General features: G+C 60.8%; 20 protein-coding genes and 1 pseudogene. 14 read left to right on the forward strand and 7 right to left on the reverse strand.

Annotated features, from left to right (window positions below; all coding sequences use genetic code 11):
• Positions 1 to 10: 10 nt before the first annotated feature.
• On the reverse strand, positions 11 to 772 hold the full coding sequence (locus tag AC1EJ1_RS01305) for a hypothetical protein (protein ID WP_480295217.1): 762 nt from the start codon (positions 770 to 772) through the stop codon (positions 11 to 13).
• 454 nt (positions 773 to 1,226) lie between these two features.
• Here AC1EJ1_RS01305 and AC1EJ1_RS01310 point away from each other — a divergent pair, with 454 nt between their 5' ends.
• The 3 genes from AC1EJ1_RS01310 to AC1EJ1_RS01320 are packed head-to-tail and all read left to right on the forward strand — an operon-like array spanning position 1,227 to position 4,592.
• Entirely contained in the window at positions 1,227 to 2,258 is a 1,032-nt protein-coding gene (locus AC1EJ1_RS01310; protein ID WP_092648870.1) for an efflux RND transporter periplasmic adaptor subunit, read from the forward strand.
• A 1-nt stretch (position 2,259) separates the two neighbouring features.
• The gene (locus tag AC1EJ1_RS01315) at positions 2,260 to 3,168 is read left to right on the forward strand and encodes an ABC transporter ATP-binding protein (protein WP_480295290.1); all 909 of its coding nucleotides are present in this window, start codon (positions 2,260 to 2,262) and stop codon (positions 3,166 to 3,168) included.
• Positions 3,165 to 4,592: an ABC transporter permease gene (locus tag AC1EJ1_RS01320; protein WP_480295218.1), complete on the forward strand. Its 1,428-nt coding sequence runs from the start codon at positions 3,165 to 3,167 to the stop codon at positions 4,590 to 4,592. The genes AC1EJ1_RS01315 and AC1EJ1_RS01320 overlap by 4 nt, the downstream gene beginning before the upstream one ends.
• An 86-nt stretch (positions 4,593 to 4,678) precedes the next feature.
• On the opposite strand, the gene AC1EJ1_RS01325 is transcribed toward AC1EJ1_RS01320, so the two are convergent.
• Complete coding sequence (locus tag AC1EJ1_RS01325; RefSeq protein ID WP_480295219.1) at positions 4,679 to 5,563, reverse strand: HhH-GPD family protein; 885 nt, start codon at positions 5,561 to 5,563, stop codon at positions 4,679 to 4,681.
• 66 nt (positions 5,564 to 5,629) lie between these two features.
• On the opposite strand from AC1EJ1_RS01325, the gene dcd reads away from it, so the two are divergent.
• Together dcd and AC1EJ1_RS01335 are read left to right on the forward strand one after the other, a co-directional pair.
• Positions 5,630 to 6,223, forward strand: a complete 594-nt coding sequence (dcd, locus tag AC1EJ1_RS01330; protein WP_058237351.1) for a dCTP deaminase — start codon at positions 5,630 to 5,632, stop codon at positions 6,221 to 6,223.
• A complete protein-coding gene (locus tag AC1EJ1_RS01335; RefSeq protein WP_480295220.1) occupies positions 6,216 to 7,559 on the forward strand; it encodes a PRTRC system protein E in 1,344 nt (447 codons plus the stop codon). Before dcd ends, AC1EJ1_RS01335 begins: the two co-directional genes overlap by 8 nt.
• A 27-nt stretch (positions 7,560 to 7,586) precedes the next feature.
• Here the strand turns inward: AC1EJ1_RS01335 and AC1EJ1_RS01340 are convergent, their stop codons facing one another.
• Positions 7,587 to 9,878 (reverse strand): (Fe-S)-binding protein, encoded by a 2,292-nt coding sequence (locus AC1EJ1_RS01340; RefSeq protein ID WP_480295221.1) that lies wholly within the window; start codon positions 9,876 to 9,878, stop codon positions 7,587 to 7,589.
• A gap of 254 nt (positions 9,879 to 10,132) precedes the next feature.
• Between AC1EJ1_RS01340 and AC1EJ1_RS01345 the strand changes: the two genes are divergently transcribed.
• The 8 genes from AC1EJ1_RS01345 to purM all read left to right on the forward strand — a co-directional run bounded on the left by AC1EJ1_RS01345 (position 10,133) and on the right by purM (position 20,572).
• Entirely contained in the window at positions 10,133 to 13,096 is a 2,964-nt protein-coding gene (locus AC1EJ1_RS01345; RefSeq protein WP_480295222.1) for a Na+/H+ antiporter subunit A, read from the forward strand.
• Positions 13,096 to 13,614: a Na(+)/H(+) antiporter subunit C gene (locus tag AC1EJ1_RS01350; protein ID WP_480295223.1), complete on the forward strand. Its 519-nt coding sequence runs from the start codon at positions 13,096 to 13,098 to the stop codon at positions 13,612 to 13,614. The genes AC1EJ1_RS01345 and AC1EJ1_RS01350 overlap by 1 nt, the downstream gene beginning before the upstream one ends.
• Positions 13,611 to 15,524, forward strand: a complete 1,914-nt coding sequence (locus tag AC1EJ1_RS01355) for a Na+/H+ antiporter subunit D (protein ID WP_480295224.1) — start codon at positions 13,611 to 13,613, stop codon at positions 15,522 to 15,524. Before AC1EJ1_RS01350 ends, AC1EJ1_RS01355 begins: the two co-directional genes overlap by 4 nt.
• A complete protein-coding gene (locus AC1EJ1_RS01360) occupies positions 15,521 to 16,579 on the forward strand; it encodes a Na+/H+ antiporter subunit E (protein ID WP_285015041.1) in 1,059 nt (352 codons plus the stop codon). The genes AC1EJ1_RS01355 and AC1EJ1_RS01360 overlap by 4 nt, the downstream gene beginning before the upstream one ends.
• Positions 16,576 to 17,076: an MrpF/PhaF family protein gene (locus tag AC1EJ1_RS01365; RefSeq protein ID WP_285015038.1), complete on the forward strand. Its 501-nt coding sequence runs from the start codon at positions 16,576 to 16,578 to the stop codon at positions 17,074 to 17,076. The genes AC1EJ1_RS01360 and AC1EJ1_RS01365 overlap by 4 nt, the downstream gene beginning before the upstream one ends.
• The gene (mnhG, locus tag AC1EJ1_RS01370; RefSeq protein ID WP_285015037.1) at positions 17,076 to 17,429 is read left to right on the forward strand and encodes a monovalent cation/H(+) antiporter subunit G; all 354 of its coding nucleotides are present in this window, start codon (positions 17,076 to 17,078) and stop codon (positions 17,427 to 17,429) included. The genes AC1EJ1_RS01365 and mnhG overlap by 1 nt, the downstream gene beginning before the upstream one ends.
• Positions 17,430 to 17,581: 152 nt before the next feature.
• Positions 17,582 to 19,327 (forward strand): amidophosphoribosyltransferase, encoded by a 1,746-nt coding sequence (gene purF / locus AC1EJ1_RS01375; RefSeq protein WP_285015097.1) that lies wholly within the window; start codon positions 17,582 to 17,584, stop codon positions 19,325 to 19,327.
• A gap of 96 nt (positions 19,328 to 19,423) precedes the next feature.
• Positions 19,424 to 20,572, forward strand: coding sequence for a phosphoribosylformylglycinamidine cyclo-ligase (gene purM / locus AC1EJ1_RS01380; protein WP_480289596.1), 1,149 nt, complete (start codon positions 19,424 to 19,426; stop codon positions 20,570 to 20,572).
• A gap of 536 nt (positions 20,573 to 21,108) precedes the next feature.
• Here purM and AC1EJ1_RS01385 read toward each other — a convergent pair.
• From AC1EJ1_RS01385 to AC1EJ1_RS01400, 4 genes are all read right to left on the reverse strand, one after another.
• Positions 21,109 to 21,387, reverse strand: coding sequence for a DUF3073 domain-containing protein (locus AC1EJ1_RS01385; protein WP_285015096.1), 279 nt, complete (start codon positions 21,385 to 21,387; stop codon positions 21,109 to 21,111).
• A 173-nt stretch (positions 21,388 to 21,560) separates the two neighbouring features.
• Positions 21,561 to 21,869, reverse strand: a complete 309-nt coding sequence (locus AC1EJ1_RS01390) for a DUF3618 domain-containing protein (protein WP_285015032.1) — start codon at positions 21,867 to 21,869, stop codon at positions 21,561 to 21,563.
• Positions 21,866 to 22,354, reverse strand: a complete 489-nt coding sequence (locus tag AC1EJ1_RS01395) for a phage holin family protein (protein ID WP_082628598.1) — start codon at positions 22,352 to 22,354, stop codon at positions 21,866 to 21,868. Before AC1EJ1_RS01395 ends, AC1EJ1_RS01390 begins: the two co-directional genes overlap by 4 nt.
• A gap of 289 nt (positions 22,355 to 22,643) precedes the next feature.
• Entirely contained in the window at positions 22,644 to 23,018 is a 375-nt protein-coding gene (locus AC1EJ1_RS01400) for a hypothetical protein (RefSeq protein ID WP_285015028.1), read from the reverse strand.
• Here AC1EJ1_RS01400 and AC1EJ1_RS01405 point away from each other — a divergent pair.
• A pseudogene (locus AC1EJ1_RS01405) lies at positions 22,959 to 23,177 on the forward strand (YdeI/OmpD-associated family protein); the annotation flags it as partial. The gene AC1EJ1_RS01400 and the pseudogene AC1EJ1_RS01405 sit on opposite strands and share 60 nt — an antisense overlap.
• Positions 23,178 to 23,188: the final 11 nt, after the last annotated feature.

Genomic DNA, 23,188 nt, shown 5'->3' on the forward strand with positions numbered 1-23,188 from the left:
GGTGCTCCTCCTACGCCAGATATGTCTGGACTTGGCCCAGCAGCTTGTTGAGATTGTCGATCATGGCGATTCGCCCTCGAATCTTCAGGCGACTCTTCCCCAGGCACGCAAATGAGTCGAGCTCACCGCTCAAAATGCCCTGAGCTGTCTCAATCGAATCGAACGACATCAGTGCGCTGATGGGGCGGATCCGGCCCTGGCTCAAGCTCAGCGCGCCGCCCTCGGCATGGATCGTCAGTTCGGGGCCGTCCTCAACGTGGACCAGAATGTTGCCATCGGGGATGCGCCCCGCGTTCTTCTTACCGTGATCGTCATAGCGGGCGATCGGGCCGAGCGCGGAAAAGGCGACGTTGGCCGTCAGGATCGTTGAAATTCGTGAGAATTCCGGGTCCTTGAGAGCTTCGGGTGTGGGGCGCAAGAACTCCGTGAGCCGATCGGTGATCTGCGTGAACTCGTCCGTCAGGAACTTGATATGAGTGAAGCCCTTGATTGGGATCGGATTCGCTTTCCCGTCAATCATGCCGTTGAAGTGCTTGGATGATGCAAACACCAGTGAAATCGTCGGCTTTGTTTTCGGCTCGGTCGTTGCGGTGCAGGATCCGTGGTCGAAGATCAAAGTCAGTGGTTGAATACCGGGGATGTGGAAATCGACACTCGTATCAGAGTCCGCCACGATGGAGCGTGCGCGCGAGTCGAGCTCGCACAGCTGCTCAATATTTCGCAAGACAGCGTGAAGATAAACCGCCGCCTTCACTTTCTGCTGATTAGTCATAGTCACCTCATCGTTGAAATCACTCAGGCCCATTCCTGACGACTTCCTAGCACAGGAGGTCTTGTATCCAGTTGTCGCATGTTCGAGGGCGTCTGCGGCAAGCCCCCACCGTGGAATGAGTGGGAACTCAATGCCGCTTCGTTTCAGACTACACTGCCGGGCGCCCTCGGCACGGCAAGTTGAAAATAAAAAGTTGACGAATTTTTCGCGACGGGTGCGCGCGGGTGCAGGTGGGTACGAGGTCGCCGGGCGCGACCGCTCACGGACGCTGTGTGTGACCGTGGCGTCGTCTCATCCCTGAGCCGTCCCTGAAAAAACCCTGATTTTGGGCGGGGGGTCGCAGAATGTTCGAGGGTGATCCTCCGCGCGTTCTACACTCAGTTTCGTCATGATGCGCACCAACGCCACGGGGATCTTGAGCCGAGGCTGACGTGCCAAGTCTCAAGGAGGATATATGGCAGGCCGGTCCAAAGGCGCGTTGGTGCTTTCAATCATCAAAGTCCTGGCGTGGGTGGTAATCGCCGTCGCATTCGTGAAGTTCGCATTCTTCCCCTCGGCCAACAAGCCCGAGGGTGACGCGCTGGATCCTGGCGCGCAATACGGACAGATGACAGTTCTGCCCGAAAAGGGCACGATCACGAACACGCTGTCGCTGGAAGGCACGATCGAACCGGTCGCTGCCACGCCGGTGAAAGCCACCATGATGGGCGAAGTGACTGAGGTATACGTGCAAGATGGCCAAAACGTTGCCAAAGGCGATCCGATTCTGCTGATTCAACGCGAAGAAACGGGTGAAGACCAGCAGGGCGTCGATGAAGAAGGCAATCCGACCGTCATCCCGGGTGAAAAGTATTGGAAGAGCGAAGTGGTCTATGCGCCGGCAGACGGTGCGCTCGCCTTGAATGCGCTGGTTGAACAGCAGTTCAACGTGGGGGATCCGATCGGCTCCATTCAGCCGCCTACCTTTGTTGCCAGCGCGAGCCTCACACCCGACCAGATGTACCGGATGCAGCAAACACCTGAAAAGGCGACAATCACGATCAAGAACGGTCCGGCACCGTTCGAATGCACGGGGCTTCGTATCGATACGCCCAAGGCATCGGGACAGGATTCCGGGTCTGTCCCCAAGATGGATGGCAATTCAGGTTCAACTCAGTCAGGCATTCGCGCCACGTGCACCATTCCCGGTGACCAGAAGGTGTTTGCCGGCCTGCAGGTGACGATGGATGTGGTTGCCGGTGAAGCAGCTGACGTGATGACGCTGCCCGCAACCGCAGTTGAGGGACGCTTCCAGAACGGCTACGTCTACATGCCGACAGATGATCCGGCGAACCCGACGAAGGTGGAAGTCAAGCTGGGAATCACTGACGGCAAACGCGTGCAGATCGTCGAGGGCCTGACCGAGGATCAGGAAGTTCTCGAATTCATCCCAGGCCAGCAGCAGGAACAGGACATGTGTGACCCGATGACAGGTGAAGGGTGCTGACGTGGCACTGCTCGACATTCATGACGTCACACGGACAGTCACGCTGCCCGATGGGGATGATCTCCACATCCTCAGGGGCGTCAATCTGACTGTGGAGCCTGGCGACCACGTCTCCATCGTGGGGCGATCAGGAACCGGCAAATCCACGCTGCTCAACATTATTGGACTGTTGGACAAGCCGACCAGTGGGACCTACAGCATCGACGGTGTTGATACATCGGGCCTGGGCGAGGGGAAACGATCAGCACTTCGAGGATCGTCCTTCGGCTTTGTCTTTCAGCAGTTCAACATTTTCAGTGCTCGAACAGCGCTGCAGAACGTGGAAGTCCCGTTGCTGTATGCGGCAGGCCGCCAGTTCTGGAACCGTCGCAACCTGGCGGCTGACATGCTCGAGCGGGTTGGCTTGGGCGACCGCCTTGACTCCTATCCCACGCAGATGTCGGGCGGTGAGCAGCAACGTATCGCCATTGCGCGCGCTTTGGTGCGCACGCCGCGCGTCATTCTGGCCGACGAGCCGACGGGCGCACTGGACCCGCACACCGGCCGCATCATTATGGAACTGCTCGAAGACGTGGCTGCGGAAAACAATGCCGCCCTGATCGTCATTACGCACGACATGAATGTGGCGGCGCGAGCGAGCCGCGCGTATTCCCTCTACGACGGCATCCTGCACAATGTTGACGATTTGTCTGAGCACACCGTTGCCGCCGTTTCAGACGGGGTGCCCGTCATGTCGCTGGATACAGGGCACGATCAGACACCCCAGTCGCCCTCGAACATGCCAATGAGCAACGAGGGTGAGGCTTCGGCCGCGCCTGAACTGTGCGACGAAGAAACAGACACAGCCACCATTGAGGAAGTGACCGTCACGGAGGACGGGGAACCCCGTGGAAATGAGGTGACGCCATGAGGATCCTGAGCCAGATTGTGGGCGCACTCGTCGAAGCGTGGGGTGAGGTGCGCGTGCAGAAAGCGCGCGTGATCCTCTCCCTGGTGGGTGTCGTGGCAGCTGTTGCCGCCATGTCAACGGTAATTGCGTTGGGTGACATGGTCGGGCAGGCGGACAAGGAAATGAATGAAGCGTTCAACGGCCGGGATATTACGCTGCGGCTCATGCCGCAAAAAACCGGAGACGGCGGTGGCGACACTGCGGGCGCGCCACCTGGTGGCGGCATGGTCGTGGGAAGCGGTGGCGCCGTGGCGTATGCCGAAGACGCGGCACCGGATTCAACTGAGCCGGAAGACCAGGACCAGATGGGCTGGTCCGATCAGGCGACCGGTATCGTGGCCGACCCGGTGTCTACCGCCATGAAAACGCTGGCGGACCGCTTCTCAATTCCGTACTGGTCACGACTGGAAGATTCCCCCATTCAGATCGAAGAAGTCGATCGAGCCCAGCAAACCGGGTCGTTCCGCGGGGTTCCGGTTGTGGAGCCTAAATACGGATTTGGAGGATTGGCACTGCAGGCGGTGGATCCGAATTATCAGGTGCTGTTCCGCCTGAAGCCGGTGCAGGGACGCTGGCTGCAGGACAGTGACATCAACCAGCGGGTCAGCCCTGTTGTTATCAACAGTATTTTGTGGGAATACCTGGGCAAGCCCAACATTGCTGACCCGATTGTGCTGAACGTGACCGGCAAGCAGACACAGCAGCTGCGTGTAGTCGGAGTGGTCAGGGCGAAATCCGCCTGGGATCAGCCCATCATCTACATGCACTACGACGCCTGGCAGCTGACCAAACCACAGGACACGGCCGACCCGACAATGGCAAGAGGCATCGGAGGTTTTCCGACGATGCTGGTGTGGAGCGGTGAAGACCAGGTTGACCAGGCACGCACCGAACTACCCGCGGCTCTGAGTGCGATTCTGGGTCAGGGCTGGCGCGTGGATGTGAGTGGCGGCGAGCAGTTCGAAAGTGTGCAGGATCAGACTCAGACGCTACGCCTGATAGTCATGATCATCGGCGCGATCGTCATCTCCCTGGGCGCATTGGGCTTGCTGAACGTGGCGATCGTGACGGTGCGTCAACGTATCCGGGAAATCGGCATCCGACGCGCAATGGGTGCCTCGGCCGGCAGAGTTTTCTTCGCCGTGTTCATGGAATCAGTGGTCGCGACCTTTGTTGCAGGCATAATCGGGGTAGGCATTGCGATCGTGATCCTGCAGTTCATTCCGCTCGAGTCAATGGACATCATATTGCAGGACCGACCGGCGTTCCCCACTTCCGCGGCCGCCGCCGGCGTCGGGATCGCATCTGCAGTTGGCGCTCTGTGCGGCATTATTCCGGCAGTGGCAGCCATCCGGGTGCGCCCGATCGACGCGATTCGCTACTAATCAGCTACCAAGGGACTGCCTTCTGCGCAGGCCGTCCTGACCGCAAGAGCGGGCTTTATGCGGCCCTCTAATGGGCGGTCAGCGCTCTAGTCAGGCAGGCCATACGTTCCGCGTCGATCCACTTCGATCAACCCGTCATTAACGAGGGAATCCACCACTTGCACTGCCTGGTCGGCTGGAGCGCCGGGCAAGGTGGCCGCTTGAATGACTGCATCGCGGCCGACGCGCTCCGCTGAAGAAGCGTGAGCATCACGCAGCAGCGCCATGACGCGGCCACGAGCCTGACGGTCGGTTCCCGCCCACGCCTGGCCGCGCGGTTTGACCGCATCGGCAGGCTGACCGTCAGCAAGCCATCGGCACCGCTCACTGATCGGGCATTGATCGCACAGCGGTGCGCGCTGCGTACACACCAGTGCGCCAAGCTCCATGATGGCCACGTTCCACAAGGCGCAAGCGTCGCCCTCGTCAGGAAGTAATGACCATGCGCGATCCTGTTCGGCTCGTGAAGGGGCCGATTTTCGGGCGAACTGGCGGCCGTCAAATACGCGAGTGAGGACCCGACGAATGTTGGTGTCCAGTACAGGGACACGTTGGTGGAATGAGAAGGATGCGACAGCTGAAGCGGTGTAGGGACCGATTCCCGGCAGTTCCAGCAAAGCATCCATATCGGCCGGTACACGCGAACCGGGGCGGTTGGCGATCACCTGAGCGCATGCATGCAGACGCAGGGCTCGCGACGGGTAGCCCAGGTGGTCCCACGCCACCAGAATATCGGAGCGCCTGGCACGGGCCAGATCAACAGGCGTGGGCCAGCGTTCCATCCACCGCTCCCAGATCGGCTGGACCCGCGGTATCGGGGTCTGCTGGCTCATCACTTCAAAAACCAGGGTGGCCCACGGGCTGACATGGTCAGAACGCATCGGAAGGTCACGCCGATTGTGCCTGTACCAGGTCGTTACCGCGTCAAACATGACTACAGCCTACGGGCAAGTTGTCGTTCAGTTGGAGCTGGGGCGCCGACGTGGGACAATCAACACATGCTCCTGAGTGACCGTGACATTGCTGCCAGCCTGGATTCGGGGCGGATCAATCTCGATCCGCTCGACCGCTCGATGATTCAGCCCGCCAGTATCGACGTACGCCTCGACCGACTCTTCCGCCTGTTCAACAACCACCGCTATTCGGTGATCGATCCGGCGGCCGACCAGTCAGACCTGACACATCTGATTGATGTGGGACCGGACGACCCGTTCGTGCTGCATCCCGGCGAGTTTGTGTTGGGAGCCACCTACGAGCAGGTCACCCTGGCTGATGACATCGCCGCGCGCCTGGAAGGCAAGTCGTCGCTGGGCCGGCTCGGATTGCTGACGCACTCGACTGCAGGGTTCATTGACCCCGGATTTTGTGGCCATGTGACCTTGGAGCTGTCGAACACAGCGACGATGCCGATTCTGCTGCACCCCGGCATGAAGGTCGGACAGCTGTGTTTCTTTGATCTGTCCTCGCCCGCGAAGAACCCGTACGGATCAGCTGCGGCCGGCTCCCACTATCAGGGCCAACGCGGGCCGACCCCGTCCCGCACGCATGTGCGCTTTACCCGCACCAGAATTGAGCGTGGGGCTGATGACTGACACGTCATCACCTGGCAGTGGCGCAGAGGCACCCTCGTCGCACAACACTGCGCCTGGCCGACCCACGCGCATTTCAATTCATGACCGTTTCGCCCAGGCGGACCGCCGTGTTGAAAAGCGTGCAGAGCAGCAGGGGGAGGCTGCCGACGCGACCGAAAGTGAACGGGCCGCGCAGCGCGAGGCACCCAGCCTTTTGGCTGACACGTCATTGACGGCGCTGAGCGGCCTGAACGTTTTGACGGATTCGTTCCGCATTGACGAGGGGGGCCGCGCGGCCCGCGATGACTCGGGAGCACCGATCAGTGCGCCGCTGACACGCCTGGAGGACCCGCACCCACTCGACGTGGACAGTGCGCGTGAGCACCATGTGCTGTTGCTCAGCCCGGAGGTCGACCCCGAAGAACTCGAAGCGCTGGCAATTTCTGTGTGGGATGACGCCGGATGGGCCGGGGCAGGAAACCTGACGCTGTGCCAGTCCGCGCGGCTCAATGGCCCGTGGAGTGTGGATGCGGCGACTCGCGCCGAGCTTGGATCGGGCGCGGACCTGACGCGTGCGTGGATCCTGAATTGTCCCGCGTCACGTGGGAAAGCTCCAGATGAGGACATGAAAGAGCGTGACAGGTGGGCGCGCGCATTCCCAGACGGCATGCCGATAGGACTGGAGTACAAAGTCTTGCTGGTCCTGTATCGCATGGCTCGACGCCTGGGTGGTGCGCTGCGCATCGCGACCGACACGTCCGGTGATGTCATTCAGCCTGACCCGGATTCGGCAGTGGGGCTGACCCTGTATTCGAGGCGCTGGCTGGACCCCGATGAACTGATGGAGCTGCTGCGCAGGGATTTCCCAACGGTGGTTGACTCGCGGGAATTGGGTGTCAGGCAGCAGCGCCGCCTGACACAGCGTGAAGTTGAAGCTGCGCGCGCGATCCAGAGCTCAACGCCGGCATTGAGAGAAGACATCGCTCAGAGACTCAAACGCGACCGAGCCGAGGCGGCAACCCGCGACCAGGTGCTTGACGGTTACTGCCTGGTCGCGCCGGCTGGTAACCGGTCTGAGTTTTCCTGCGAAGTCACCGTCACGCGCGACATTCCTCGAGTCCTGCGCTGGGAAATATGGGAATCACAGTCGGTGATCTGCTACAGGCTGCACTGGTTGAACCATGCGGATCTGAAAGTGCATGCGCCGACGAATATGCTCACCCGGACAGCCAGGCTTGAGCGGGCACGTTCCGCACGCGACATTGAGCGCGCCGCCGGATTGATCGTCTCCGCAGTGGGTGGCTTCGTGGTTGACGAGGATGACTTCCTGGTCGCCATGAGCGACCAGGACGACTAACACACCTGCAGACCTGTTCCACTGGTGCTAGGTGATGGCCCCGTCGTCTCCGGCTGCATCGCGGTGACGGTGGACGCCCTCGAGCAGCAACATGGCAACGTCCTTGACTTCAGGCATATTCTCACCGTGCGCCGATCCCAGCATCTGCGAGCAGTAGGGGCACGCAGTTGCCACGACGTGTGCTCCGGATTCACGCGCCTCATCCATGCGGTTATCCGCAATGCGCGTGCCACGTGTTTCCTCCATCCACGCCCGCGCGCCACCTGCACCACAGCACATTGCACGCTCGCGGTTGCGCGGCATCTCCACCATGTCCACACTCGGCAGTGATCCCAGCAGCTCCCGCGGTGCCTCAAAGAGACGGTTGTGCCTGCCCAGGAAGCAGGGATCGTGATACGTAATCGTCTGGTGGCGCTCACCGGGTGCGGGCGGCAGGGGAGTAAGCCTGTTCTCGCGCACCAGACGGTTCAGCAACTGCGTATGGTGGATTACTTCGAAAGTGCCGCCCAGCTGCGGGAACTCTCCGGCAATCGTGTTGAAGCAGTGAGCACACGTCACAACGATCTTCCTCGCGTGAGCCTCGTTCAACGTGTCAATGGCGGCGCTTGCCAGCATCTGGAACAAAATCTCATTGCCGGCACGACGCGCCGGATCCCCAGTACACGACTCGGCGGATCCAAGCACCCCGAACGTCACGCCAGCGGTGTGCAGCAGTTCGGCCAGCGCGGCAGTGGTCTTTTTCGCGCGATCATCGTACGCGCCTGCGCATCCGACCCACAGCACGTACTCCACGTCATCGGCAGACTCAATATCCTCTCCGATCACCGGTACCTCGAAGTCCAGGTTCTTCGCCCACTCCAGACGCTTGCGAGCCGACTGGTTATACGGATTTCCCTTCTTTTCCATCCCGCGGAACGGGCGCGCCAGGTCGCGCGGGAATGCAGACTCCATCAACACCTGGTGGCGTCGCAGATTCAAGATGTCGTCAACGTGTTCAATATCGACCGGGCATTGATCCACACACGCACCACACATCGTGCAGTCCCACAGGACACCCTCGTCAATGACGTCGGGAACGAGTGGCCCGTCGGTGTCGCGCACCCCAAGCGGACCGGTCGCACCAGAGGATGACAAGGCGTGCAGGACGTCGCTGGTGTGCGGGGAGGGAAGGACGCCCTTTTCGATCAGGGTCTTGTCCTCACCCGGGTCAATCTCCTCAGGTACGTCCATGTCGGTCAGTTCCACGCGCGAAACAGATTCCACATGGTCGCGCAACGCCAGGACGAGCAGTTTAGGAGACAGCGGTTTTTCCGTGTTCCACGCCGGGCACAATTCCTGACAGCGGCCGCATTCGGTACAGGAATACAGGTCCAGGCGTTGCTTCCACGTCAGGTCCTGCGCGGTTCCCACGCCGAGCGGCACGTCATCAGGCAGGTCGTCGAGGCGGTCCAGGTCAGTCAGCGGCTCGCCATCAACGAGCATCGGCGCTGCCGGCCCCAGTGACTTCGCGCCGTCGGCGTTGCGCCGCGCATACAGGTTGACGATGGCGAGGAAGCGGTGCCATGCCACACCCATCGATGTCTGCACGCCGATTACGACCATCCACAGCATCGACACAAGAATCTTCAGCAGACTGACCAGCACAATTGCCGTGGCGAGCGTGGAAGGAGCCGCCGAGGATACCAGCGATCCAATCCAACCGGTCAGCGGATAGTGCCACCACGACGCATCGCCTCCATCAGCAACGACGAGGGCGGCCTCCAATCCGCGCAACACCACCACGCACCCGCACACGATGACAATGACCCATTCAACGAAGAGGGCCTGCCAGCGGGTCGAACCGAAGAAACGGGACGTGCGCTTACGCAAGGTGGCGTCGGCCGGGAGCGGCTCGGGGCGGTGTCCGGTGCGGTAACGGATCACCATTAACACGATGATCGCCAGCAACCCGGCCCATGCAAAAATATCGACGAGCCATTGCCACGGCGCCCACGTGCCGATCAGCGGCAGCGACCAGCGAGGGTCGCGTAGATGCGCATAACCACTGATCAAGGTCAGGAAAAGCAGGGGGAAGGAGACCATGACAAACCAGTGCGCGACTTTCACGACTGGCTTGTTTGTGAACTCGCGGTGCGTGATGATCGTGGAGAGCATCGTCCACAGGCGTTTCCCGACAGGACGCATCCTCGTGTGATCCGGCTGGCCCTGTGAGAACTGGCGAACCAGATGGGCGATGCCTCGGCCTAGTGACACCAGGGCAATCAGAGTGACCAGCCAGGCGAAAACCCATGAAACCGTGACGATGACGGGAGAGGCCATGTGAGTTTTTTCCTCCTGGAATGATCGGTCTGTTGATCCTGATGTGTCTCATTATCCTCTCACGCAGAGCCCCTCGCGCATGCGACCGATCAGCTCTGCCCGTGGCTGAGGCCTTTTGGGCAGGGCACGCAGATTATCAGCAGGTGCATTATCCTAGAAATGACCGTTCGTAAATGCGGGACGTACCTGTGTGCTTGCCCCGCGCACGGCGCCCATCTTCCCGCTGAGAACGACGACCGCTGCGGAGGTTCTGAATGATTACGCTGCTTGCCGCGCATATATGCGCGGCAATTGTAGCGCCGTGGCTTGTCGGGCGATTGCATCGCATTGCGTTCATGTTGTTGGCCCTGGTGCCAGGATCAGCATTCGTGTGGGCACTGGTCCATACCTCCCAGGTGTTGTCGGGCAATGCTGACACGATTCCAGCTGAACACGTGATGTGGGTTCCGGGACTGGATCTGGACATCTGGTTCCGCATGGACATGCTGTCGTGGCTGATGACGATGATCGTGGGAGGCGTGGGTGCCCTCGTCCTGCTGTACTCGTCACGGTATTTTGGGCACTCAGCGGTTGGAAGCAGGCGATTCGCAGCAGTCTTTGTCGGCTTTGCCGGAGCGATGCTCGGCGTGGTCACCGTTGATCACACGATGGGCCTATACACCTTCTGGGAAGCCACATCGCTTTTGTCATTCCTGCTGATTGGGCACCACTTTGACCGCCGGCCTGCACGAGCTGCAGCCCGGCAGGCACTGCTGATCACCACATCAGGCTCACTGGCCATGTTCGCAGGCTTCGTCATGTGGGGTCTGGCTCCCGGTGGCTCCTTCCGCCTGTCCGAGCTGGCCGCGAACCTGGCCGACGGCACGATGGATGCCGGATCGCCGCTTGTGGCGACCGCGGCTGTCCTCGTCCTGCTCGGCGCATTCACAAAGAGCGCGCTCTTCCCTGCTCACTTCTGGCTGCCCGGCGCGATGGCTGCACCCACACCTGTGTCCGCATACCTGCACGCGGCGGCAATGGTCAAAGCAGGTGTGTACCTGGTTGCCCGCCTGACACCCGGTGCAACCCAGATCGCTTTATGGTCCCCGCTGATCGTGACTATTGGACTGATCACGATGGTTCTGGGCGGGTGGCGCGCACTGCGTCAAACAGACCTCAAACTCGTATTGGCATTCGGCACCGTCTCGCAACTGGGGCTGATCACAGCGACAGTCGGGTTCGGCAGTCACGGCGCAATGGTGGCAGGACTGATCATGCTGGTCGCTCACTCGTGCTTCAAATCCACGCTGTTCCTGACAGTCGGTGCGGTTGAATCCTCGACCGGCACGCGCGATCTTCGCCGTCTGACCGGTCTGGCGCGACGCCTTCCCGTGCTTGCCGTAGCTGCCGCGCTGGCATGCCTGTCAATGGCGGGTGTTCCCATCACAGTGGGATATGTCGGCAAAGAATCCATGATCTCCACCCTTTTGGGAGGTTCAGGAGCGCCGTGGACGGGGGCGCAGGCCGCATACTCGGGGCCAACCCTATTTGACCTTATTGTTCTTGCCGTGATCGCAATCGGATCGATGCTGACTGTCGCATACTCATGGCGCGCATGGTGGGGCGCATTCGGGACGCGCACACTGACCCCGACCGAGCAGAAGAAAAACACCGAAGGATCAGCTGCTGTGACCCAGAAATCAGCCCCTGAGGTCGATGCGAACGGTCAGCTGGTGCGCGTCAAACCCGTCCCATTGTTGATGCTGATCCCGATTTGCCTGCTTTCCCTCGGCGCACTGATCGGGCTGGCGCCGACCGGGCTGGAAGACGTGCTCAGACTACACGGGGCGTACGACCTGGACGGCTCGGCACACGTGGCCTGGTGGTCGGGCTGGGAACCGGCACTGATCACACTCGCCATTTTCGCAGGTGGCGCGCTGCTGGCAGCGTTTGGATATTCGAGTGGGCTGATCTCACCCAAGCCACGCTCCCCGCTGTCCGCCATTTACATCTACTCCTGGTCGGTGCGTGAACTGGAAATCATCGCAACACGCGTCACCCGACTTATCCAGCGCGGTTCGCTGCCCTGGGACCTGTCGACAATCGTCGTGACAATGCTGATCGGTGTGGGCTCTGCGGTGTTGATCTTCCGACCCAGCACCTACGTCATTCGTCCGTGGGACTCCATACTGCAGGTCGGCATCGGTATTGTCATCATTATCTGTGCTCTGCTCACCGCCCGCTCCAGGCGACGCATGCGCGCCGTCTTCGCGCTCGGTGGTGTGGGCCTGGGTGTGGCGGTGCTGTATGCATCGCAGGGCGCACCTGACCTGGCATTGACGCAGATCGTTGTTGAATCGGTGTCGATGGTGATTTTCGTGCTCGTGCTGCGCCGCCTCCCACGCTTCTTCTCCGACAGGCCGCTGGCACGTTCACGCTGGTGGCGTTTCATCGTCGCCCTGCTCATGGGGATCGGCACTGTGTTTGTCGGGCTGTATGCCTCGTCTGCGCGTATCCACTCCGCAGTGTCGGAGCTGATGCCTAACGAGGCCTCCGAATTCGGCTACGGCGAGAACATCGTCAACGTGATCCTGGTGGATATCCGCGCCTGGGACACGGTTGGTGAGCTGTCAGTCCTGCTGGTCACGGCAACAGGTGTCGCCTCGCTGATCTACGTGTCCTCACGTGTCGGACGGGTGGAGCGTGCCCCGCGTGACTTGACGAGGGAGTCCACCTCTTTCCTGCCTGCAGCAACCGCCCTGCGTTCCCAGGACCGCTCAACTGTTCTGGAAGTAGTGACCCGCCTGCTGTTCCCGACCATGATTGTCGTGTCGTTGTGGCTGCTGCTGATCGGTCACAACAATCCGGGTGGTGGCTTCTCTGGCGGTGTGGTCGCAGGCCTGGCTTTTGTCCTGCGCTACCTGGCAGGTGGGCGCTATGAGTTGGCTGAAGCGATCCCGATTCCAGCGGGCCGCGTCCTGGGCACGGGCCTGTTCGTGGCTGCCGGCGGTGCGCTGATGCCATTGCTGTATGGCAACTCGGTGCTCCAATCCACGCCGCTGACCATTGACGTCGGCGTGCTGGGCGACATTCACTTCACCACCGCCATGATCCTGGATGTCGGCGTGTACATCCTGGTGGTCGGCCTGGTGCTGGACCTGGTGGCCTCGGCCGGTGCTGAAATCGATCAGCAGGCTCCGACCCCGATTTCACAGCAAAAGACAGGGAGGAAACACTGATGAGCGTTGCTTCCCTGACGATGCTGGTGATCGCCGGAGTTCTGGTGGCCACGGGCGTGTACTTGCTGCTTGAGCGCACCCTGTCACGTATCTTCATCGGCCTGAGCCTGATCACACACGGCGTGAATGTCTTGATTTTGTCCGGCGGTGGAGCAGCCGGACGCCCACCCCTGCTGGGCAGTGAAGACCCGACGGCAATGGCTGATCCACTGCCGCAGGCTATGATCCTCACCTCCATCGTGCTCTCGTTGGGCACCACTGCTTTCGGCCTGGCACTGGCGTACCGCTCCTGGCGACTGCTCGGACACGATGAAGTGGTCGATGACGTGGAAGACCGCCTGCTGGCGCGCCGCGCCGAAGCTGAAATTACCGAGGCTCAGGATGTGGCCTCCTCCGGTGATGAGGACGAAGACATTAACTACGATGAGGATTCCCAATCTGACGAGGATGACGCGGACGGCACTGACGACGCTAACGGCGTTGATGACGCTGACGACGAAGAGGAGGCCCGACCATGACCTCCCTGGACTGGCTCGTTCCCATTCCCGTGGCACTGCCACTGCTGAGCGCAGGACTGGCACTGGCGCTGTCACGGCACCCGAAGATTCAACAGCTCATCGCCTTGGTCGCATTGTCACTGACCACCGTCTCATCGGTCGTCCTGGCAGGTGCGGCGCACACCGGTCGCGTCGTCCTCGACGTGGGATCGTGGGCCGCTCCCATCGGCATCACGCTGGTCGTTGACCGGGTTTCCGGCGCGTTCCTGGTGGTATCTCAGATCGTGACGCTGGCCGTTCTGGTCTATTCCCTGGCTCAGAATCTGGCTGATGACGAGCCGAACATGCCGATCGCCATCTACTTCCCGACGTTCCTGGTTCTGTCAGCAGGCGTGGCTAACGCATTTTTGACCGGTGACCTGTTCAACCTGTTCGTGGGTTTTGAGATCCTGCTGGCCGCCTCGTTCGTCCTGATCATGTTGGGCGGCACGCGAGGGCGAGTGCGTGCGGGTGCTGTGTACGTGGTCGTCTCCCTGCTGTCATCGTCGATTTTCCTGGCCGGCATCGCATTGACCTACGCTGCCACCGGCACGGTCAACATGGCGCAACTGGCGCTGCGCCTACCGGAGATTGACCAGAACGTGGCCACGATGATCCACATGTTGCTGCTGGTGGCCTTCGGCATCAAGGCAGCGTTGTTCCCACTGCAGGCCTGGCTTCCTGACTCCTACCCGACGGCACCGGCGCCCGTGACGGCAGTGTTCGCCGGCTTGATGACGAAGGTCGGCGTGTACGCGCTGATCAGGCTTGAAGTCCTGCTTTTCCCCGGTGATCGCTTCGCCCCGATACTGACAGTCGTCGGCATTGCGACCATGATCGGCGGCATCCTGGGGGCTGTTGCCCAGGATGACATTAAACGTCTGCTGTCCTTCACGCTGGTCTCGCACATCGGTTTCATGGTGTGGGGCCTGGCGATCTCCTCGCGTGTGGGTGTCGCGGCAGTCATTTATTACGCGGCCCACCACATTCTGGTGCAAACGGCACTGTTCCTGATTGCTGGTCTTATCGAACGGCGAGCGGGAACGACATCGCTGGCCAAACTGTCCGGTTTTGCCAGGAGCGCCCCCATCGTGTCGATCATGTTCTTCATCGCCGGTGTCAACCTGGTGGGTGTTCCGCCCCTGACCGGTTTCATCGGGAAGTTCGCCCTGGCGCAGGCATCTGTCGAAGCGGGCACGTTCAGCGCATGGGCACTGCTGGCAGGCGGCATCATCACCTCGTTCCTCACGCTGTACGTCGTCATCAAATGGTGGCATCAGGCGTTTTGGCAAACAGAAGATGATGCGCCGCTCGCATTGGCTTCCTCTCTGCCCATTCCGGGTATGTCATCGAATAGCTCGTCGCGCCTGTCACGCCAGTTTGACCGAGCCCAGCGCACTATGCGCAGCTCCCTCCAGCACTCTCAGGAAGTGGCTCGATCCGCGCTGACTGAAGCGGAAGCGAAGTCTGGAGGAACCTCACGACTGATGTCGGCAACCGTGGCCGTCCTTGTCGGCGTGCAGATCGCGATGGCCGCACTATCCGGACCGATCTGGAATTATGTGGAAGAAGGCGCGCGCGACCAGCTGGCACGCACGCCCTACATCAACGCCGTTCTGGGAGGCGACGGGCGCGGTAGCGGCACGTCAGATACGGAATCGGGCGGCACCACGCCGGTCGTTCCCTCACCTGACCCCACGGCTTCACCCATTGAAGATCAGCAAAGTGAGGGCGAGGGCGACGCGCCTCAGTCGGATCACGATTCTCAGTCGGATTCGGCCCAGTCCGGGCGCGATGCACAATCGGGTCAAAGCGGCCAGTCAGATGCCGGTAACCAAAGTGGCGAAACGCGTGGGCAGGTTGGTACATCGCAGGATGGGAGGCGATCATGACAGCCTCAGTAACCTCGTCGAACCCGGCCGGGCCGGAACCGCACGTGTCACGACGCCACACCCCCCTGGGTAAGCGCCTCTCCATCGCGATGACGCTGTGGCTGACGATCATGTGGTGCCTGATCTTTGGACATTTTGACTGGTTGACGATTATTTCAGGTGTGCTGGTCGCCCTCGCCGTCCAGGTGGCGTTCCCACTGCCGCACATCACTCGCCTGTGGCATATCCGTCCGCTGTACGTGCTGTGGGTGCTGCTGACCTTCACGCGCGATGTCATCGTGGCCGGGCTGCAGGTGTCAAAAGTCGTGCTGCTCAATAAGCGCGTGGACAATGCGATCGTGCGAGTCGATCTGCGATCATCGAACCCGGTACACCTGACGATTCAGTCGGCAATGACGTCACTGGTGCCAGGGACCGTCGTGCTGCGCGTGGACAGGCTTTCAGCCGGGCTGTACCTGCATGTGCTTGACGTTCCGGCTCAAGGCGGTATCGACGGGGTCAAAGAGTCGATTCGCGCTCAGGAAGCACGCATGCTGCGTGCCATTGCAGCCAGCGAGCACCTGGAGCAGTGGGGGATTGACCTGCCGGTGAAGCCGATTTGGTCGTGGGACAAGAAATCTCCGACTGCCTCGGAGAGGTGCGTTCCCGTCGAAGACACAGTTGAGACGACTCAGGCTCAGCCGCCGCTGCGTGAGGTGACGCCCACCGGCGAGGACCATCATGAGGAACCCGCATCCGGCGAAGGGACGCAGAGGAATCACGGCGACGATGTTCGAGACACTGTTGATCACGCGAAGGCTTTGCGCGATGCCACGCAGGGAGACATTTCCGGAATGGTGGATCTGACAAAGGTCGTGCCGGAAGAAGAGCGTGGGCTGGACGTAACAGAGACGACGAAGTCTGGGGAGGGTCAAGGCTTGGGTGATGCTTTTGCCTCGAACACTGCCGGTGAACCTGGCGATGCCCATGCCTCGGGCAATGCCGAAGAGCCCGGTGATGCTCATCCCTCGGACACTGCCGGTGAACCTGGCGCGCGTGGTGAGGAGGATCAATGATCGGCGACTTTTCAGCGCTTGACCTCCTGCATGCCCTGACAGGACTTATGACCGTGCTCGCGGCAGTACTCGCCACGATCCGCATTGCCAAAGGCCCCGGTCTGCTGGACCGAACCGTCGCATTCGACGTGTTGACGGCCGCGGGAATCGGGATGATCGCCGTGATGATCGTGTGGTGGCATCGCTACGACCTGAGCGTCCTGCTCATCATTCTGGCGCTGACCGCATTCATGTCCGGCGTCGTGGTCTCACGCTTCGCCACACGTATCGACCGCAGCCAGCAGCGCATCCTGAGTGAGGAAGAGGCCCAGGAGCAGGTAGCTGAACGTGAGCGGCAGGCTGAAGAAGCTCAGCGTGAAGAAACTGAGGACGCTCAGCGCAGCGTCCAGGATGCTCAGCGCAGCGTGCACGATGCCCGCCAGACGGGAGCCGTTGACGCAGCGCACGACCTGGAACTGGTGCACGACCCCGAACACGGTACGCAGGAGGAACACTGATGGTGATGGAATGGATCGGCGCCATCCTGGTCTTTATCGGCGTGGCCTTTACATTGATTGCAGCGATCGGCCTGATCAATATGCCGGATCTGTTCACGCGCATGCATGCGGCATCAAAACCTCAGCTGCTCGGACTGATGTTCATCTGCGTTGGCATGGCGTTCGAATTACATAACTGGCGCTGGGCAGTGCTCGCCGTCGCAGTCCTCGTCCTGCAGGTCATTACCGCGCCCGTGTCGTCGCACCTCGTGGGTCGAGCGACCTATCTCACGGGGAATTGGGATTCAGAGAATCTTCTGGTCGATGATCTGACCGATGACATGTCCTCCTCGTCGATGATTGACGCGCCCTGATCGTTTCCTGTCGCGCTTCCTCGGCCTGCTCTCAGAATGGGATGACGCCCCGCCAACTTCAGCCACGCCCCGACAGTCCTAAAAAGGGTGCAATCTCATGGTCTGAAGATTGGCTCTGCGACCAGTGGATATGACACAGTAGAGGCGTGACTATGAGCATGTCGCTTCCTGACGACACTGACGATCATCCACACGACCATTGCGGCGTTTTCGGCGTGTGGGCGCCAGGCGAAGATGTTTCACGCCTGACATATTTTGGCCTGTACGCGCTGCAGCATCGTGGCCAGCAGTCGGCGGGTATTGCCGCCTCTGACGGTAACAACATCCTCGTGTACAAGGATCAGGGCCTGGTCAACCAAGTGTTCAACGAGCAAACCCTGACAGGTCTGCGTGGACACATCGCCCTCGGACATGTCCGCTACGCCACCACCGGTGCAGACAACTGGCACAACGCCCAGCCCACGCTCGGCCCGACACCGTGGGGCACAGTCGCGCTAGGACATAACGGCAATCTGATCAACACGGCTGCGCTGAGCACCCTCGTCGATGAAATCAGTCATGGCGAACGCCGGGCAGACCGAAATTCGACCACTGACACCTCGATCATTACTGACCTGCTGGGTAAAGCTGACCGGTTGCCCGCCCCGTGGCGCGGCGAAGAAGGGGCTGCCGAAGATGTGGACGAGGGCGACGCAGCCACGTCCGCTGCACCCACTACCGCACCAGCATCTGCCAAGCCCGCCGCGCGGACCGTGCTCGACTCCGAGCCCACCACGCCCACCGCACAAGCCGATACCGCGCCCGCAGGAGCAGACAATGCGCAGCCCGACCGCCCTTCTAAAGCCGCATTCCAGGCCGCACGCCGCGCATCCGGAGAAATCGATCAGGGTGCCCTGTCAGAGGCGATACGCCAGGCCAGGGAAGCCGACGACGATGAGGATCATGGCTCACTGGTGCCCTCCGCGCTCAAGGTTCTGCCACTGCTGCGCGGCGCATTCTCACTGGTGTTCATGGACGAGCACGCCATGTATGGTGCGCGTGATCCGCACGGATACCGTCCACTCGTGCTGGGACGCCTGCCGCGCGGATGGGTGCTCGCCTCGGAAACGTCTGCACTGGATCTGGTGGGCGCCTCGTTCGTGCGAGAAATCAAGCCGGGCGAACTGGTGGTCATTGACTCTTCTGGAGTGCGTTCCTACACGTTTGCGCAGGCCGCCAGCGCAACATGTGTCTTTGAATACGTCTACCTTGCGCGCCCCGACACGGTGATCGGGGATCGTCAGATCGTGGCGGCTCGTCGGCAAATGGGAGCAATCCTGGCTAAGGAGAATCCGGCCGAGGCCGACTTGGTCATGCCGACACCCGAATCGGGAACACCCGCTGCGATCGGGTACGCCGAAGAATCAGGCATCCCTTTTGCGCAGGGACTTGTGAAGAACTCCTATGTGGGCCGCACGTTTATCCAGCCCACGCAGTCGCTGCGTCAGCTGGGTATCCGACTCAAGCTCAACCCGCTCAAGGAAGTTATCGCCGGCAAACGACTCATCGTCATCGACGATTCGATCGTGCGCGGGAACACTCAGCGCGCGTTGGTGCGTATGCTGCGCGAAGCAGGCGCGCTGGAAGTTCATGTGCGTATCTCCTCGCCGCCGGTGCTGTGGCCCTGCTTCTTCGGCATTGATTTTCCGACGAGGGCGGAACTGATTGCCTCGTCGATGGATGTGGACGAAATCTGTCGCTCCATTGGTGCTGATTCGCTGGCCTACCTCTCACTTCCCGGCATGGTCCGCGCAACCGGGCAAGGCGATAACCTGTGCGTAGGGTGTTTCACCGGCGCGTACCCCGAACCTGTCACACGCGGCACACCCATCCCCGGCACGCCGGGCGCAACGGTCTAGTCACACAGCTACAACTCGGAGGATCTTGTGAGCGAGCATCTTGATTACGCGGCAGCAGGCGTGGACACTGCGGCCGGTGACCGCGCGGTGGAACTGATGAAGAACGCCATCAGCCGCACGCATAACTCCACCGTTGTAGGAGCAACCGGCGGGTTCGCCGGCATGGTCGATGCGAGCGCTCTGCTCGGAATGACGCGCCCGCTGCTGGCCACCTCTACTGACGGTGTGGGCACGAAGATTGCGTTGGCGCAGGCGCTGAATATTCACGACACCATCGGCCAAGACCTGGTAGGCATGGTCGTTGATGACATCGTTGTTGTGGGTGCGCGGCCGTTGCTCATGACTGATTACATCGCGTGCGGCAAGGTTGTGCCGGAAAAGATCGCGGCGATCGTGCGCGGCATCGCCCAGGCGTGCGAACAAGTCGACTGCCCGCTGGTGGGCGGCGAAACTGCTGAGCATCCCGGAGTGATGGATCCGGACGATTACGACATCGCCGGTGCTGCAACCGGCGTAGTGGACGCGGACAAGATGATCGGCCCTGACCGCGTGCGCGAAGGTGACGCCGTGATCGCTCTGGCATCATCTGGCCTGCATTCCAACGGTTATTCGCTGGTGCGACGCGTTCTGGACATCTCCGGAACCTCTCTGGAATCGCAGTGCGCCGACTTCGGTCGAACAGTGGGGGAGGAACTGCTTGAACCCACACGTCTGTACACCCGTGTGTGCCTCGACATGCTGGATTCTCTTGGTGTTGACGAGGGTGGCCTGCACGCCCTGAGCCACGTCACCGGCGGGGGATTGGGAGCCAACTTGTCCCGAGTCATTCCCAGCGGTTTGTGCGCGACTGTGGATCGTGGTTCATGGACTGTGCCTGCCGTGTTCGAGTGGGTGCGCCGCAACGGTGACGTGACATGGGAAGCTCTGGAGGATTCACTGAACCTGGGTGTTGGCATGGTCGCTGTAGTCGGGCAGTCCACTGCTGACCAGTGCATGTCGCTCGCTGCCGACGCTGGGATAGAGGCGTGGGTGCTGGGCGAGGTCATCGCCTCAGAGGGTTCCGCTGCAGAACGTCCTGCTGCAGAACGCACTGCTGCTGAAGGCTCTTCCGTAGAACGCACTGCTGCAGCGGGCCATGCCACAACGGGAGCCGCCTTGAGCACGTCCCAGCCGCGACTGATCTGCGGTGCCAAGGGAGTCGATGCCGGGGCCGTGGCGCTATCCGGCAGTTATCGCGTGAGCTGAGCGGCTTCGGTAGCAGGCTGATGCCAGCGGCTATGGTGGAGTGCACCGCGTTCGCTGCGCCGCGTGCAGGCTGTCGTCCACCGGTTGTCGCACACCAGGCCCCGCGTTCGCTGCACCCTATGCACAACCCCCTAGATCTAAACAGTTTTCTCGCACAATCCCCTAGATCTAAAGTGATTTGTGCACGATCCCCTAGATAAACCCCACCTGCGGATGCGCGCGGCAGTACATCTGGCTCCTGACCTGCGCATATGTAAAACGCGAGAAATGAACTCCGGTTAAATCTAGGGGGTTGTGCACGCAAATCGGAAGATCTAGGGGATTGTGCGCGCGAACGGGTTAGAACCAGGGGTTCGTGCACACCGGTGGCTTAGATCCAGGGGGTTGTGCACACAGCTCAGTTAGATCCAAGGGAAATGTGCCGTCAATCCGCGGACTCCGGGCGCCGCGTCGCGCGCAAACATAAAACGAGGACGGTGCGTAGCGCGCCGCCCTCGTCAATCGTGTGAAACAACGTACGTCACAGTGGACGTCACTCAGCGTGAACTCTGGTCGCTTTCGTATGCGCCGTAGTCATCGTCCTCGTCTTCCTCATCCGCGAACATGTCGGCGTAACGGTCTTCGTACAGATCCTCATAGGAATCATCCTGCTGATCGTCATCGTCGATGTATTTTGCGTATGGGTCATCTGGATCGGCTCCCTTACGCTCGGCAGCCAGCTCTCTCTGGAGGGCTTCCAGATCAGTATCGGGACTGAAATACTTCAGCTTACGTGCGACTTTCGTCTGCTTGGCCTTCTGACGGCCGCGCCCCATGGCGTCGACCCCCTCCACGGTGTGCGGATCCGCGTAAAGCGGTGTCCTATGTTGGTCAAAATTCTGTCGTGTCCACATCATAGCGTGTTCAAAGCCATGTCACCTATTCGTGTGACATGAGACATCGTGTCGCCTGCGGGCCGAGAACCTCTACACGAGGATGACGTGGCGATTCAGCGTTTGACGATCCTGAAGATCACGAGGCCCACGAGGGCGCTCACGCCCATCGCTGCCGCCGCAACTTTCATGATGGCGTCTGAATCACCCGCACGGGCATCGTCGACCAGTAACTGTGCTTTGGCCTGGTAATCCTTGGCCTTCTCCTGTGCAGCTTCCTTCGCGAGGCGAGCCTGGTTGGACGGGCTGATGGTTTTCACCAGTTCGTCAACGGTGACGCTCATCTGTGCGCGGGTGCGCTCCAGTTCGCGCTCAATCTCCTCGGGGGAACGACCTTCAGCTTTGCGGGGTTCTGACTGGCTCATTTACCCAATCCCTTCTTCAGCGCATCGACGTCATCTTTCAGGCCTTCCTGAGGAGCAGGCGTGTCTTCCTTTGCCTTCTTCAGGGCGGAGACACCAACCAGCGCCAGAATCAACACGATGATGAGGAGAATTCCGACAACGATCAGCGATGCCGCCCAACGAGGCAGAGCTTGTGCAATGCCGAGCTCGATCGTGTGGAAAATCCAGCCCAGCATGAACAGTGCGAAAACGGCTGCTCCAGCGAGCAGGCCGCCACCCATGCCGATCTTTCCCAGGAATGCGGTTGCCTTCGTCTTCGTCAGTTCAATCTCACCACGCACCAACGTAGTGAGCTGAGCGGACAGGGTGGCAAAGAGCTCACCGATGGTCGGCCCTGATTTTCGTGATGCATTCGCGTCGGTTGCTGTATAGGACGTCCGAGTCGTATCGGACGTCGAAGTGACCGGCTGCGCGCTCGAGTTCGAGCGGAAGCGGTTCGTCGACATGGATGATTCTCCTTCGCGCCGTCAGTGATTTCGGCCTTCTAACTCGCCTGTTAGAAGTGTATAAACCCAAGTGTTGCAGATTTGGAGCTTTTTGGTGCAGTGGACAGTAAAATCCGACCGGATTTCCTCCATGCGCGCAACGGGAGGTAGGTCGTGCGCGGGCGGCGGGTTTTAGGCGAGATCTAAGCCTTGTGCGGGAGTCCTCTGCGGCCGGGAGACAGCTCGTGTGCAGGCGGCGATCCGCGACCGAGAGCCAGGCCAGGCGCCGGCAGCCAGAGCGGTTGCTGCGTCAGCGTTCAGGTGCGATAGGCCCTGGCAGCTGCGAGAAGACTTCCTGCGCTTTCTCAAGGACGCGCAGGCTTTCCTCAGGCAACTCACTCATATGATTGTGGGTGCTGCGATCGGCCGCAGACAGCTCACCACCGTCGCCGCCCGCTTCATTATCCGCATCGTCAGATTGACGAGGGTGGCTGGGCGAGTCGCCATCTTTGCCCGAAGGGGTAACTGACTCGTCCATTTCAGTGTTCGATGACCCGTCCGGCTCGAGCTCCAGCGTCGACGACTCGGACGCGGAATCGTCGGTTGCGGACTGATCCACTGATGAATGGCGGAACCACGAACAGGGCCGCCACCACCGCTTCCGAAAGCCGCGCGAATCAGACATAGACCTATTGTGCCCCGAAAGGGTCGCAAAATTCTCGCTACGGCTGAAACCGCGTGGCGTGACATCACCACCCTTGCGCGCAACGAATTTATCTGCTGGGTCACCAGTGCGAAGCAGGAAGCTACGCGCCAGCGACGCATCCGACGCACTCTTGAAGAGCTTGATGAAGG

Source organism: Pauljensenia sp. C0170B4 (assembly GCF_056590235.1).